This window comes from Bradyrhizobium sp. 41S5, from assembly GCF_011516665.3.
In the GTDB taxonomy this organism is placed as follows: Bacteria; Pseudomonadota; Alphaproteobacteria; order Rhizobiales; family Xanthobacteraceae; genus Bradyrhizobium; species Bradyrhizobium quebecense.
In genome coordinates this window covers 170,681-184,368 of the sequence record NZ_CP083722.1, presented here as the reverse complement: position 1 = coordinate 184,368, position 13,688 = coordinate 170,681, and the positions used below count along the sequence as shown (strand labels likewise).

General features: G+C 60.5%; 9 protein-coding genes and 3 pseudogenes. 9 read left to right on the top strand and 3 right to left on the bottom strand.

Translation table 11 applies throughout. The features are described 5' to 3' along the window. The first annotated feature begins 30 nt into the window (after positions 1–30). Positions 31–1,161, top strand: coding sequence for an IS630 family transposase (locus HAP47_RS41185; protein WP_176396410.1), 1,131 nt, complete (start codon positions 31–33; stop codon positions 1,159–1,161). Between the two features lie 8 nt (positions 1,162–1,169). On the opposite strand, the pseudogene HAP47_RS41180 reads toward HAP47_RS41185, so the two are convergent. After that, positions 1,170–2,461 (bottom strand): annotated as a pseudogene (locus HAP47_RS41180) (ABC transporter transmembrane domain-containing protein); the annotation flags it as partial. Positions 2,462–2,971: 510 nt separating this feature from the next. Here HAP47_RS41180 and HAP47_RS41175 point away from each other — a divergent pair. The 5 genes and pseudogenes from HAP47_RS41175 to tnpB (HAP47_RS41155) all read left to right on the top strand — a co-directional run. Beyond that, complete coding sequence (locus HAP47_RS41175) at positions 2,972–4,570, top strand: hypothetical protein (protein WP_231169162.1); 1,599 nt, start codon at positions 2,972–2,974, stop codon at positions 4,568–4,570. Between the two features lie 200 nt (positions 4,571–4,770). After that, positions 4,771–5,572 (top strand): annotated as a pseudogene (locus HAP47_RS41170) (DDE-type integrase/transposase/recombinase); the annotation flags it as partial. 118 nt (positions 5,573–5,690) lie between these two features. Further along, positions 5,691–6,800 (top strand): IS110 family transposase, encoded by a 1,110-nt coding sequence (locus HAP47_RS41165; RefSeq protein WP_173643979.1) that lies wholly within the window; start codon positions 5,691–5,693, stop codon positions 6,798–6,800. Positions 6,801–7,157: 357 nt separating this feature from the next. After that, complete coding sequence (tnpA, locus tag HAP47_RS41160) at positions 7,158–7,616, top strand: IS66-like element accessory protein TnpA (protein ID WP_176396411.1); 459 nt, start codon at positions 7,158–7,160, stop codon at positions 7,614–7,616. Next, positions 7,613–7,762, top strand: a pseudogene (gene tnpB / locus HAP47_RS41155) (IS66 family insertion sequence element accessory protein TnpB); the annotation flags it as partial. The gene tnpA and the pseudogene tnpB (HAP47_RS41155), both read left to right, overlap by 4 nt. A 218-nt stretch (positions 7,763–7,980) precedes the next feature. Here tnpB (HAP47_RS41155) and HAP47_RS41150 read toward each other — a convergent pair. After that, positions 7,981–8,271, bottom strand: coding sequence for a hypothetical protein (locus HAP47_RS41150; protein ID WP_173637249.1), 291 nt, complete (start codon positions 8,269–8,271; stop codon positions 7,981–7,983). Here HAP47_RS41150 and HAP47_RS41145 point away from each other — a divergent pair. The 3 genes from HAP47_RS41145 (at position 8,255) to tnpC (ending at position 12,181) form a co-directional block, all read left to right on the top strand. Continuing rightward, on the top strand, positions 8,255–10,345 hold the full coding sequence (locus HAP47_RS41145; RefSeq protein ID WP_173637250.1) for a recombinase family protein: 2,091 nt from the start codon (positions 8,255–8,257) through the stop codon (positions 10,343–10,345). The two genes, HAP47_RS41150 and HAP47_RS41145, sit on opposite strands and share 17 nt — an antisense overlap. A gap of 46 nt (positions 10,346–10,391) precedes the next feature. Further along, positions 10,392–10,580, top strand: coding sequence for an IS66 family insertion sequence element accessory protein TnpB (gene tnpB / locus HAP47_RS41140; protein WP_210285743.1), 189 nt, complete (start codon positions 10,392–10,394; stop codon positions 10,578–10,580). A gap of 110 nt (positions 10,581–10,690) precedes the next feature. Next, on the top strand, positions 10,691–12,181 hold the full coding sequence (gene tnpC, locus HAP47_RS41135) for an IS66 family transposase (RefSeq protein WP_176396425.1): 1,491 nt from the start codon (positions 10,691–10,693) through the stop codon (positions 12,179–12,181). Positions 12,182–12,470: 289 nt separating this feature from the next. On the opposite strand, the gene HAP47_RS41130 is transcribed toward tnpC, so the two are convergent. Continuing rightward, a complete protein-coding gene (locus HAP47_RS41130; protein ID WP_173643979.1) occupies positions 12,471–13,580 on the bottom strand; it encodes an IS110 family transposase in 1,110 nt (369 codons plus the stop codon). Between the last annotated feature and the right edge of the window lie 108 nt (positions 13,581–13,688).

Below are 13,688 nucleotides of genomic sequence, written 5' to 3'. Positions count from 1 at the left end.
CGTCCCGGTCTTCCGACAAGGAGGCAAAGGATGAATGTCCGTTATCGGGTCGAATTGAGCCAAGCCGAGCGAGACGAACTGACGGCGATGCTCGGCGGCGGCAAGTGCGCCGCCCGCAAGCTCAAGCGGGCGCAGATTTTGCTGGCGGCCGATGGAGGGCGCCGCGACGAGGGGATTGCCCGGACCGTAAGTGTCAGCCTCTCCACCGTCTATCGGACCAAGCGCCGCTTCGTGGAAGGCAATCTGGAGCGGGCCCTGAGCGAGGAGCCGCGTCCAGGGGCGGAACGCAAGCTGACGGGCAAGGAGGAGGCCCTGCTGGTGGCGACCGCATGCGCCAAGCCGCCGGCCGGCCGCAAACGCTGGACGCTGACGCTGCTGGCCAACGCGATGGTCAAGCTCACCGATCACGACAGCTTGTCGGGCGAGACCGTGCGCCGCCGGCTGGCGGAGAACGACCTCAAGCCATGGCGCAGGGACATGTGGTGCATTCCTCATGTCGATGGCGAATACGTCGCCCGCATGGAGGACGTGCTTGACCTCTACGCCGAGAGGCCGGATCCGGCCCGGCCGCTGGTCTGCTTCGACGAGACCCCGGTCCAGCTGATCGGCGAGGTGCGCCAGCCGGTCTCCGCCAAGCCCGGACAGCGCGAGCGCTACGATTACGAGTACCGCCGCAATGGCACCGTCAATCTCTTTGTTACCTTCGATCCACATCGGGGGTGGCGCAACGTGAAGGCGACCGAGCGCCGCGCCGCCGTCGACTACGCCCATTGCATGCGTGAACTCGTCGACGTCCATTATCCCGAAGCCGCCTGCATCCGTGTCGTGCAGGACAATCTGTCGATCCATACCGCCGGTGCGCTGTATCAAGCATTTGCGCCCGCCGAAGCCCGGCGCATCCTGCGCCGCCTCGAATTCCACTACACCCCGAAACACGCCAGTTGGCCCAACATGGTTGAGTGCGAGATCAGCGTGCTGCAGCGCCAGTGTCTCGGCCGCCGCATCGACGACCCCAAAAAGCTCCGAAACGAGATCGCGGCATGGCAACGGCAGCGAAACAAGGCGCAAGACCGCATCAAGTGGATGTTCACAACCGACAAAGCCCGCGCCAAACTCCGCCGCGCCTATCCGGCCGTCGTCAAAGAGTCAAAATCACTGTGATGAACCACTAGCAGAATGTTGTCGGCTAGCGACTCATTGAGCAACATCACCTCCTGCGGCACAACAGCAACTGCGGCATACCAATCCGTGTGATCGATGGTCGCTATATCGGTTCCATCGACCAGAATACGGCCGCAGTCTGGCTCAATCGATTTCAGGACGAGCTTGAATATTGTCGACTGCCCCGATCCGGATTCGCCGACAAGGAAGGTAATGGCGCCGCGCCTAGCCAGAAACGAGACATTCGTAACGCCACGACCGTTGTTGTAGGCATAACCAATGCCCTCGAAGGATAGCTGGCCAGCGGAGGGCGTGAAATCATGAGCATGAGATGTTCGCCGCTCTTCTGGTGCGACCCACAGTCTGGCGAGAGGAATGAGGTCGGCTCGCGACCGCGCCGCGTCAGAGATCGCGCGCGCGACCATCTCGAAGGGCATATTGAGTTGGAGTAGAAGCGTGTTGAATAGCACAATATCGCCGATCGTGACCGCGCCGGCCCGGTATTCAGGTATTAGAAGGAGAAGTGTGACGGCAAATTGTAGCGCGATGGCTAAGCCGAGCACGGCTATGTAGGCCAATCGTTGAAACACGTAGGTTCGCCAGTTATCGCGCACTTCCCGCGCCTTCATCGTAAAGCGCTGGCTCGTCCAGGAATGACTGCCGAAATGGCGCAACGTGTCCATGGAGTTCATGACGTTGCCGACGAAACGCGCATTCTCCTGTCCGGCTTCGATGGCCCGGTCCAGAAACACGCGCGCCCGACGCGTGGAACTCCACCCCAATGTAATCGCGACAGCCCCATAAGCGACGACGATTGCAGCGATCTGGATATTGACGAGCACACCGAGAATAGCGAGCGTAAGCAGAAGCTGCGCTGCAGCCGGGATGAATATCATAATTCCAAGCTGGACCAACGTCGTCAACGCGCTGCACCCGCGCGCAGCCGCACTCTGTATCTCCACGGGATTGTGCTCAAGAAGAAAGGCTGAGGTTTTTCTCAGGATGCGATCGAAAAAGCGAGTTGCAGCGATGAAGCCCAGGTTCTCGGCTGTCATGAAGAAAAGATACTGCAGCATGCGCTGCAATGCGGAGGCTATGCCGAGCAGGACCGCATAGCCGGCGAATCCCCAGGCAAACGCGACATGCCTTCCCCCCGCGGGAGGCGATCAATGAGACCCGAAAATACATAGGGGGCTGCGACGCTGCTCGTGCTGGAGATCAGCACCACTGTGGCAACGATGAGAAGCAAGCGCCGATCGGATCGCCAGTACGCATGCAGAAGTTCGGAAACCGGCGACAATGTGCTGTCGTTGACCTGATCTGCGGCGGATCCAGGGAATGGGGCTTTGCTTGCACTGAGAGAGCCGACATGGCCTTGCGATCTGGATTCCATACGATCTCACGTAAAGATGCGGCTCTGCGGAATTTGCTGCCGTTTACCGTTACTAAGCTCCAACCCAATTCTGTCCAGCACCGTCATCCAACCCGCAAATCTTGGTAGGTTGTCGCCCGGCTTCTCACATGAGAGACGCTATAGAGTGGCTCGACACGCTGCCGCGCCACACGACGAGAAGCCCGATCACGCTATCAATAGGAACACGACATGAAGAGCGCAACTGCAGACACGTCTAAGCGGCCATCGCGGCCCGATACAACTGACCTCCCCTTACCGGTGCTGCCACCTCCCACTACTTCGTATCCGAAGGCCCCTTCCCTAGCGACAGCGCTAACGAAGGTTACCTTTAAGATCATTCTTCACTCTGTTACCGCCTCTCACACGAGAGGCGGTAACGTTTAAGTCGAGGAACAAATGCTCAAGGCCACTCTGAAAATAGCCGACCTGGAAAACTTCGATCCTGTTGTCAAAGGCTGTTCGATAGAGTTTGGTGAAAGCTGCATCTGGCCTTTCCAACATAAGAGTCTTGAGAGCTCGTTAGTGAAGAGCACTGAGCAATGGTTCTTCGTCATACGTGAGCGTCAAGGAGCGGCGGACGGGGCTGGCGTTCATTCGGTCGTAATAGACCATGCGTCTACAGATCAGTTTCGTCAGCACTACCAGAAATGCATGCACTGGCCGCTCGATTTTATCGTGATCGAGGCCGCTCGCCGGGGTCCTCGGTTGCGTGTACGAGCAGGCCATATTGGCAGCCTCCCAATTTACTTCCACGTGGAGGAGCGCGCTCGCACGGTTACGCTCTCCTGGGATTTTGTCGAGTTTTTGGATAAATCGCGAGCGATTGATGCAGAGATTATAGCGCATCACCTGTCGATGAGAACGTTCTACTCTGCGCGACAGGCCTGCGTTGGCGTTAACCTGCTGACTGCTGGCTCCACCTTGTACGTCGACAGATCGGAAACGTCATTTGAGTACGGCGCGACAACTTCATCAGCTCCTGAGCTCTCCGGACGAGAGGAGGGCGATCATGTCCTTGAGTTTTCTGATACTCTTCAGGCGGTTGTTCGTTCGCGGCCGACGGCCTTCTGCGCAAACGCTGTGGAGCTGAGCGGAGGAATGGACTCCGCTTCCGTCGCAGTTGCTGTTAGCGAGAGTGTAGCATCGCTAGCATGTGGCGGGATACTATTGGGCGACGGGAGTAGCCCCAAGCAGATTGACCGCCGAGCTAACATTTTGAGCGCACTGGATTGTCGCGATCACAAAGTTGACATGCACGCCCACATGCCGGCGATTGATCTAGATCTTGACCTGAAAGGACGCCTGCCACTCATTTCAGAGTATTACCTTGAGGCGTTCGGGTCACTCTGGGATCGGTTTCGCGGCGATGGCTGCGAAATAATCTGGTCCGGCATAGGAGGAGACGAGCTTTGCGCTCGCTTCAGCAGCGACGAGGGGGAACCCAGATCTCCCTCTTCACCGCATCTGGATATCGCGCTTGGGGTTGCAGAAGACCTGTTGACGAAACGTGGGCTCGACGCCGCTCGTTCATCCTTCCTTTTTAGCGCCCCCCTCAGCGCCACTCTATCCACAACTCTGCTCGCAAGTCTTTGTCATGCTCGCCCACTCGCGACGCGAGGTCTTTGGCCCGTCCGCCCATTCGGCGATCCGAGATTGATCAATTTTGGAGCGAAGCTTCCGTTTGCACTTCGCTCGGGCAAGGAACTCCTCCGTTCTTACTTGCGTGAGCGCTTGGGCTCTGACGTATTTCCACACGGATACGCAAAGGAGACTTTCGCGCTTGTACTGCCAAAGGCGATTGCGGCTCGTGCGGACATAATTTCATCACAGCTTGCTTCTTGCGGCCTTGGCCGACTTCGGCTTGGTTTCGCAAGAGGCTGTCATGGCGCTCTTGAACAGGGTGATAACAACACACGAATTTTCCGCAACAAGCACCTTGGCTCGCTTTTTATGGGCGGAACGTTTCGTTCGACAACTCTGTTGATTGCGTTATGACGAACGATCACGCGTCAGAACACCTGCTACAGTGGAGAAGGGTTGCAATTGGGCGTTCTCGCTAGTGGTTCATCACAGTGATTTTGACGTTTTATTCCGAGCCATTCGAGGATTGAGCCGGTCCCGCAAATCTGAACAGTGCGATAAGTGGAGTTTCTGCCTGACGGCGGGCAAGAATGACCCGCGAATCAGGAGAGACGATGAGCAGACGAGCACGGCGGAACCACACTCCGGCTTTCAAGGCGAAGGTGGCGCTTGCCGCCGTCAAGGGTGACCGCACGCTGGCGCAACTAGCGGAGCAGTTCGACGTTCACCCCAATCAGATCACATCGTGGAAGGGCCAGCTCGAAGGCCGCGCTGCCGATGTTTTCGGTCCGGGCGGCGGGAGTCGGATCGCCGAACCCACCGTCGACGTGAAGTCGCTGCATGCCAAGATCGGCGAGTTGACGCCCGTTTATATCCCACAGGGGGCGCGCAGCGCCCGCTCAGTTTTTTAGAAGGAGCGCTCACCAAGGCGGGATTGCTGAGCGCAAAGCGATGATCGACCGTGAACACGATCTGCCGATCGGCAAGCAGGCGGAAGCTCTGAACATCAGCCGCGGCAGCGTCTACTATCTGCCGCGTCCAGTGCCGCCCAAAGACCTCGCGCTGATGCAAAGGCTCGACCGGATGCATCTGGAGTTTCCCTTCGCCGGTTCGCGAATGCTGCGAGGCCTGCTGGCTGCCGAGGGGTGCAAGATCGGCCGCCGGCATGTCAAAACGCTAATGCGGCGGATGGGGATAGAGGCGCTCTATCGCCGTCCGCGCACCACGCAACACGAGCCCGGCCACAAGATCTATCCGTACCTGCTGCGTGGTATGGAGATCACGCGTCCGAACCAGGTCTGGGCGATGGACATCACCTACATCCCGATGGCGCAAGGCTTCGTCTATCTGGCCGTGGCGCTGGACTGGGCGACCCGCCGGGTTCTGTCGTGGCGGCTGTCGATCACCATGGAGGCTGCATGATGATGTGTAAGACCGTATGTCCGCCTCTACCGATGAGGTGGCTCGCCCTACACTGCGCGTCCGAGGGTTGCTCGGGCGAACCGAGCCGATCCTCATCACAGGAGGACGAGCCGTGGCAGATTATAGGGAAGCATTCGTCGGAATCGATGTGGCCAAGCTGAGAAATGCCGTCGCGATTGCGGATGCAGGCCGGGAGGGGGAGGTTCGGTTCTTCGGCGAGGTTGATGCTTCGGCCACCAACATGCGCCGCGTCTTAGGGCGGATCGCCAACCGGTTTGACCGCGTCCACTTCTGTTACGAAGCCGGCCCGACTGGCTATGGTCTTTATCGCCTGATCCGGTCGCTCGGCCACCAATGCACGGTGGTGGCGCCGTCGCTGATCCCAAGGAAGCCGGGTGATCGTGTGAAGACGAACCGCCGGGACGCCGTTTCTCTCGCGCGGCTGCTACGCGCCGGCGAGCTGACGGCGGTATGGGTTCCCGATGAAGGTCACGAAGCGATGCGCGACCTCGTTCGCGCTCGATCGGCAGCGGTTGAGACGCTGCGCATCCACCGGCAGCAGGTGAGCGCCTTCATGCTCAAGCATGGCCGCACCTATCCCCGCAAAAAGGGCTGGACGATGCGCTATTTGCGTTGGCTCCAGGAACAACAGTTCGACCACCCCGCACATCAGATCGCGCTACAAGAAATGGTCGAAGCAGTTCGCGTCGCCAGGGACCGGGTCGACCGGCTCGAGCGCACGATCGAAGAGTTCGTCTCGACCTGGTCTCTGGAGCCGCTCGTGCGGGCGCTTCAAACATTGCGCGGCGTCGATCTGGTCGTCGCAGTGACATTCGCAACCGAGGTCGGTGACGTGAGCCGTTTTGAGGGCCCACGTCAACTTATGGGTTACCTCGGTCTGGTGCCAAGCGAGCGATCGACGGGAGAGGCTGTCAGACGTGGCGGCATCACCAAGGCCGGCAACGGCCGTGTTCGCCACATGTTGGTCGAAAGCGCCTGGACATATCGACACCCGCCGAAGATCGGCAAGACAAAACTATACCGGCTCGAACAGACGTCGCCAGCAGTGCGAGAGATTGCTTGGAAGGCGCAGAGCCGCTTGACGGCCCGGTACCGGAAGCTGGCGGCGCGCGGCAAACGAACGACGGTGGTCTGCACCGCTATCGCCCGTGAACTGGTGGGGTTCATGTGGGCGGTTGCCAGGCAAGTGCAGACAGCCTGATCGAGCGCCCTTATCATCGTGCATGGGCGGAGGCGGGACCACGGCAGAGGGAATGCCCGTCAGACGCTTTGTGGCCGGCAAGAGCGCCGACGCCCGCAGTAAGATAGGAGCAGACCTCGGACGCACAATCGGGAATGCGGTAGCCAACCCGCGCATCAGAGCTTGATCACCGACGTCCTTCGGTTCCGCCTCCACCTATGCACGACCATCTCTATGAATAGCCGATCGACGACGATCGGGGCGGTGCTCTGCGTTCTAATCCTTGACAGCGGACATCAGAGCGCTGTTCAGCGGCCACCTTCCGGATGACGGGGTGATCTGCGAGTCTGCGGTTCGGTTTGGACCGTTAGGCTTAGAATGGACACAGAGCATAGTGCTATCACGGAGCCGGTGCGGCGGCTTGAAGTCTTCACCGGAGCCGGCCGTCGGCGGAAGTGGAGCGATGGGGACAAGGCGCGGATCGTTGCGGAGATCGTGGCGAGCGGCGACTCGGTCTGTTCGGTAGCCCGACGGCATGGATTGTCACCGCAGCAGTTGTTTGGCTGGCGACGTCAGTTGCGAGAAGCAGCAGGCGGTCATTCCGCAATAGAAGAAGTACAGTTTGTGCCGGCGGTGGTGGATGCCGCGGTGCCGGCGCCCGCTGTTGACCGGGAGCGCAAAGCGGTGCGCTGCAAGGCCAAAGCGGATACCCGGGCTCGCCGTTGCGATGCCGGGATTATCGAGATCGAAGTCGACGGCATCATGATCCGGGCCGGTCGTGGTGCGGATACGACGATGGTTGCGTCGATTGTCCAGGCGCTGAAGGCGAGCCGGTGATCGGTCCGTCGGGTGCGGTCCGGGTGATGGTGGCGACCAAGCCGGTGGACTTCCGTAAGGGGATGGAAGGGCTCGCGACCCTGGTGCGTGAGAGCATGCGGGCTGACCCCTTCTCGGGTGCGGTCTATGTGTTCCGGGCCAAGCGAGCCCAACACTCGACATTCTGCATACAGTCTTCGAAGCGCGAAGATTGCGTATCCGTGGCATCCGCTTTTTGGGCGGACGCTTCAGGTGGCACCGTTCCGACGCGGCAAGGAGCTGAAATGCATCTACACAGAGGAGCGGCGTGGGTTTAGCCGCGAAGTTCCCAATTGGATGCTCGACGAAAGCTACTGCGCCGGCATGGCGCTAGGACCGCCGCAGGTCAGTATTGAGGGGCTGAACGAATTTGCTGCTGTTCTGAAGCTTCTGGGCGCGACTCAGGCGTCGGGCGCACAATCCCGTCCTTCTTTGAAGAGGGAGAAAGGACGTGCGGAGAAAAAGCCAATATCGCGAGCCGATGCAACTGGGTCTGGATCTGCGTCTTCGGATTCCCCAGAACCCGCTGGGCGCCAATCCCAAAGGTCTGATCGAGGCGCTCGCCGATCTGTTGCTGGAAGCGGCTGGCGTCGAACCCGCTCAGATGTCGGGAGGTGACCATGAGTGTCAAGATCACACGTGATCACCTCGACCGCGCCGCCGTCGTCTATGTTCGCCAATCGACAATGTCCCAAGTTATGGGGAATCTCGAAAGCCAGCGGCGGCAATATGACCTGGCGCAGGCCGCGGAAACCGCCGGATTTAAGTCGGTGGCGGTAATTGACGATGATCTTGGCCGCTCAGGCTCTGGCAGCACTCAACGGCCCGGATTTGAGCGGCTTGTGGCGATGGTTTGTTCGGGTAACGTCGGTGCCGTTTATTGCATTGAGGCGTCGCGGCTGGCGCGCAATGGACGCGACTGGCATCACTTGATCGACCTATGCGCCCTCGCGGGCGCGTTGGTCATTGATCCCGACGGCGCCTATGATCCGCGGCTTGTCAACGACCGCCTGCTTCTCGGACTGAAGGGAACGATGTCGGAGTATGAGCTGAGCCTGCTTCGCCAACGTGGAATCGCCGCTCGGGACTCTAAGGCCAAGCGCGGCGAGTACCGCTTCATGCTTCCACCTGGATTTTGTTGGAGTGAACTCGGCAAGATCGAAATGGATCCCGACGAACATGTGGCGGGATTGGTTCGACTCGTCTTCACGAAGTTCCGCGAGCTCGGTAGCGCCCGGCAGGTCTTTCTTTGGCTGCGTGCTGCCGACATCAAAATGCCTGTGGTTCTAAAAAACGTTCAAATCTACAAGCTCAGCTGGAAGGCGCCGGCCTATCACACGGTGATGCAGATCCTGCACAATCCGCTCTATGCTGGCGCCTATGCGTTTGGCCGAATCGCCCAGAAGACACGGATCGTGGACGGTCGCGCCCGCAAGGTCAGCGGGTTCAAAAAGCCGCGGGAGGAATGGAATGTTCTCCTGCGCGACAATCATCCCGGCTATGTCAGCTGGCAGGAGTATGAGGACAATCAGAGGCTGCTGCTGGAAAACGCCCACATGAAGAAGAACTGCTCGCGAAAATCGGCGCGCGGGGGACGCGCACTTCTGACCGGATTGATGCGGTGCGGCCATTGCGGGCGGATGATGCGTGTGTTCTACGGCCAGGCCAAGGGGAATGCCCATCGTTATCAATGCCGCGGCGATGACGCCCATGTCGGCGCTGGCCTATGTATCGGCATCGGCGGGGTGCGGGTCGATCGTGCGGTCGCGCTGCAAATCCTTGAGGCCGTCTCCGATCGGGCTGTTGAAGCAGCGATATTGGCGTCCGACCAGGTTGAGCGCTCAAGACAAGAGATCATCACGGCCGTCGAACGGGAGCTTGAAGTCGTACGCTACGAAGCGTCTCTTGCTGCACGCCGATACGAGCTTGTGGATCCGGCCAAGCGCCACGTTGCCCGCGAACTCGAGGCGCGCTGGAATGGCGCATTGGAGCGGGTTGCCGAGCTTGAAGGTCGTGTAAAGGAGCTGCGCACCGCATCGGCGGAAAGTCCCAAGATCGACCGCGCCCTGCTTCTGCAACTTGCGCATGATCTTCCGCGGGTTTGGAATGCACCGTCCACGGACACGCGCACCAAGCAGCGGCTGGTTCACATTGTGGTCCGAGAGATTGTTTGCGATCTCGATAGGAACACCAATGAGGCGGTTCTGCTCATCCACTGGACCGGCGGCCGGCACACGGAGGTTCGCGTTGCTCGCGTTAAGACGGGCCGATATCCGGGCGACATGGCACCGACTGCCGTTGACGCACTTCGTAAACTCGCTGGTCATTGGCCTGATCGAGAGCTCGCCGTGTCGCTCAATCGGATGCGCTGCAAGACCGGCGACGGCGAGACCTGGACGACTGTTCGCGTGCGGGAAATGCGCGAACGCCTGGGCTTGCCGGAATACGACCCCGCATCGTCCGACGGCAAAATGATCAGCCTTGCGAAGGCTGCGGCACACTTTGGAATTTGCGTCGGATCAGCAAAGAGCTTGGTGCTGAAGGACATCTTGCCGGCCACACAAGCAATCAAGGGCTCGCAATGGTTGGTTCCTGTCGACGCGCTGAGCTCGGAAACAGTACGTATAGCGGTGCAGCGCGTGATCGAGCGTCGGCCGAGAAACTACATTGATTATCAATATGATAGAATGATCCGCCTACCCGGTATCTGACAAAGGGACGTACAATGAAACGAGCTGTGCGGATCGGATCAAGCTGGTGTTCTGGGACGGAACGGGTCTGTGTCTGTTCGCTAAGAGGCTCGAGGAAGGGATCTTCCGCTGGCCGAAGATCGAGGACGGCGTGATGCGTCTGTCGGCGGCGCAGTTGTCGGCGCTGCTGGAAGGGCTCGACTGGCGGCTTGTGCATGAGGCACGGGAGACGTCGGCGCCAACGCAAGCGGGATAGTTGTTGGCAGCGCTGCGGCGAAGTGAATCAGGAGCGTCGGACGCGTCGCCAGATGGCGATGAATATGCTCTGAATTGGGTGTGAGCGACGCCCTGCCTGACGATCCCGAGATGCTGAAAGCGATGCTGCTTGCCGAGCGGTGCGAGAGCGAACGGCTGCGCCAGATCATCAAGGAATTGCAGCGGCATCGGTTTGGCCCGCGAGCCGAGACGCTGCCTGAAGATCAGATGCTGCTGGGCCTGGAAGACGTCGAGCAGGTGGCCGCGTACGGCAAGACGGCGCAGGACGTCAGCGCACCTGAAGGCCGTGAGGTGCGGGTTCGTAAGCGCCGCGGCAACCGTGGTGCCTTGCCGGCGCACCTGCCCCGGATTGAGGTCGTCGTCGACATCGAGGATAGGACCTGTCCCTGCTGCCAGGGTGAGTTACATCGGATCGGCGAAGATAGAACTGAGCGGCTGGACCTGGTCCCGGCGCAGTTCCGGATCCTTGTAACCCGGCGACCCAAATACGCCTGCCGGACTTGCGAGGACGGCATCATGCAGGCGCCGGCCCCAGCGCGGCTGATCGAGAGCGGATTGCCGACCGAGGCCACCGTCGCCCAGGTGCTGGTGTCCAAATATGCCGATCACCTGCCGCTCTATCGGCAGGCACAGATTTACGCCCGCCAAGGCATTGAGCTCGACCGTTCGACGCTGGCGGACTGGGTCGGGCAGGCAGCCTTCCATTTGCGTCCGTTGCATGAGCGCCTCCTTGGCAAACTTAAGCAACGGGCAAAGCTGTTCGCTGACGAGACGACGATGCCGGTGCTCGATCCCGGCCGGGGGCGCACCAAGACCGGTCAGCTCTGGGCCTATGCGGCGGACGACCGGCCATGGGGCGGTGCCGATCCGCCGGGCGTCGCCTATGTCTATGCCCCCGACCGCAAGGCCGACCGACCGATCGCCCATCTGGCAGGCTTCAGTGGGATCCTGCAGGTCGATGGCTATGCCGGCTATGGCAAGCTGGCCGAACGTGGCGACGTTCAGCTTGCATTCTGCTGGTCGCATATGCGGCGTAACTTCTACGAACTTGCCGCTCCTGGCCCCGCGCCCATTGCGAGCGAGGCGCTTCAGCATATCGCCGAGTTTTATGCCATCGAGAAGGACATCCGTGGCCGCAGCGCCGAGGAGCGTCGCCTCGTTCGGCAGCAGAAAATCCGGCCGCTGGCGGAAGCCTTCGAGCGATGGCTCCGCGCAAAGCTCGCGTTGATCAGCCAAAAGGGCAAGTTGGCCGACGCCATTCGCTATGCGCTCTCACGCTGGGAGGGCCTGACGCGCTTCATCAATGACGGCCGCATCGAGCTCGACAACAACGTCGTCGAGCGCTCGATCCGTCCGATCACGCTGAACCGGAAAAATGCGCTGTTCGCAGGCTCCGACGGCGGCGCCGAGCACTGGGCCACCATCGCCTCCCTGGTCGAAACCTGTAAGCTGAACGACGTCGATCCGCTCGCTTACCTGACCGACGCCCTCACCAGGATCGTCAACGGCCATCCAAACAGCGACATCGATCAGCTGCTTCCGTGGGCCTATTGTCGTCAAGACCTCAAAGCTGTGGCCTGAGAACGACGCTCTGATGTCCGCTGTCAAGGATTAGAACGCAGAGCACCGCCCCGATCGTCGTCGATCGGCTATTCATAGAGATGGTCGTGCATAGGTGGAGGCGGAACCGAAGGACGTCGGTGATCAAGCTCTGATGCGCGGGTTGGCTACCGCATTCCCGATTGTGCGTCCGAGGTCTGCTCCTATCTTACTGCGGGCGTCGGCGCTCTTGCCGGCCACAAAGCGTCTGACGGGCATTCCCTCTGCCGTGGTCCCGCCTCCGCCCATGCACGATGATAAGGGCGCTCGATCAGGCTGTCTGCACTTGCCTGGCAACCGCCCACATGAACCCCACCAGTTCACGGGCGATAGCGGTGCAGACCACCGTCGTTCGTTTGCCGCGCGCCGCCAGCTTCCGGTACCGGGCCGTCAAGCGGCTCTGCGCCTTCCAAGCAATCTCTCGCACTGCTGGCGACGTCTGTTCGAGCCGGTATAGTTTTGTCTTGCCGATCTTCGGCGGGTGTCGATATGTCCAGGCGCTTTCGACCAACATGTGGCGAACACGGCCGTTGCCGGCCTTGGTGATGCCGCCACGTCTGACAGCCTCTCCCGTCGATCGCTCGCTTGGCACCAGACCGAGGTAACCCATAAGTTGACGTGGGCCCTCAAAACGGCTCACGTCACCGACCTCGGTTGCGAATGTCACTGCGACGACCAGATCGACGCCGCGCAATGTTTGAAGCGCCCGCACGAGCGGCTCCAGAGACCAGGTCGAGACGAACTCTTCGATCGTGCGCTCGAGCCGGTCGACCCGGTCCCTGGCGACGCGAACTGCTTCGACCATTTCTTGTAGCGCGATCTGATGTGCGGGGTGGTCGAACTGTTGTTCCTGGAGCCAACGCAAATAGCGCATCGTCCAGCCCTTTTTGCGGGGATAGGTGCGGCCATGCTTGAGCATGAAGGCGCTCACCTGCTGCCGGTGGATGCGCAGCGTCTCAACCGCTGCCGATCGAGCGCGAACGAGGTCGCGCATCGCTTCGTGACCTTCATCGGGAACCCATACCGCCGTCAGCTCGCCGGCGCGTAGCAGCCGCGCGAGAGAAACGGCGTCCCGGCGGTTCGTCTTCACACGATCACCCGGCTTCCTTGGGATCAGCGACGGCGCCACCACCGTGCATTGGTGGCCGAGCGACCGGATCAGGCGATAAAGACCATAGCCAGTCGGGCCGGCTTCGTAACAGAAGTGGACGCGGTCAAACCGGTTGGCGATCCGCCCTAAGACGCGGCGCATGTTGGTGGCCGAAGCATCAACCTCGCCGAAGAACCGAACCTCCCCCTCCCGGCCTGCATCCGCAATCGCGACGGCATTTCTCAGCTTGGCCACATCGATTCCGACGAATGCTTCCCTATAATCTGCCACGGCTCGTCCTCCTGTGATGAGGATCGGCTCGGTTCGCCCGAGCAACCCTCGGACGCGCAGTGTAGGGCGAGCCACCTCATCGGTAGAGGCGGACATACGGTCTTACGA

Bases quoted from the DNA above. Each gene is read 5' to 3' on its own strand.
- tnpC (WP_176396425.1), top strand. From the start codon at position 10,691: ATGCTGAAAGCGATGCTGCTTGCCGAGCGGTGCGAGAGCGAACGGCTG.
- tnpA (WP_176396411.1), top strand. From the start codon at position 7,158: ATGGACACAGAGCATAGTGCTATCACGGAGCCGGTGCGGCGGCTTGAA.
- HAP47_RS41145 (WP_173637250.1), top strand. From the start codon at position 8,255: ATGAGTGTCAAGATCACACGTGATCACCTCGACCGCGCCGCCGTCGTC.
- HAP47_RS41185 (WP_176396410.1), top strand. From the start codon at position 31: ATGAATGTCCGTTATCGGGTCGAATTGAGCCAAGCCGAGCGAGACGAA.
- HAP47_RS41175 (WP_231169162.1), top strand. From the start codon at position 2,972: ATGCTCAAGGCCACTCTGAAAATAGCCGACCTGGAAAACTTCGATCCT.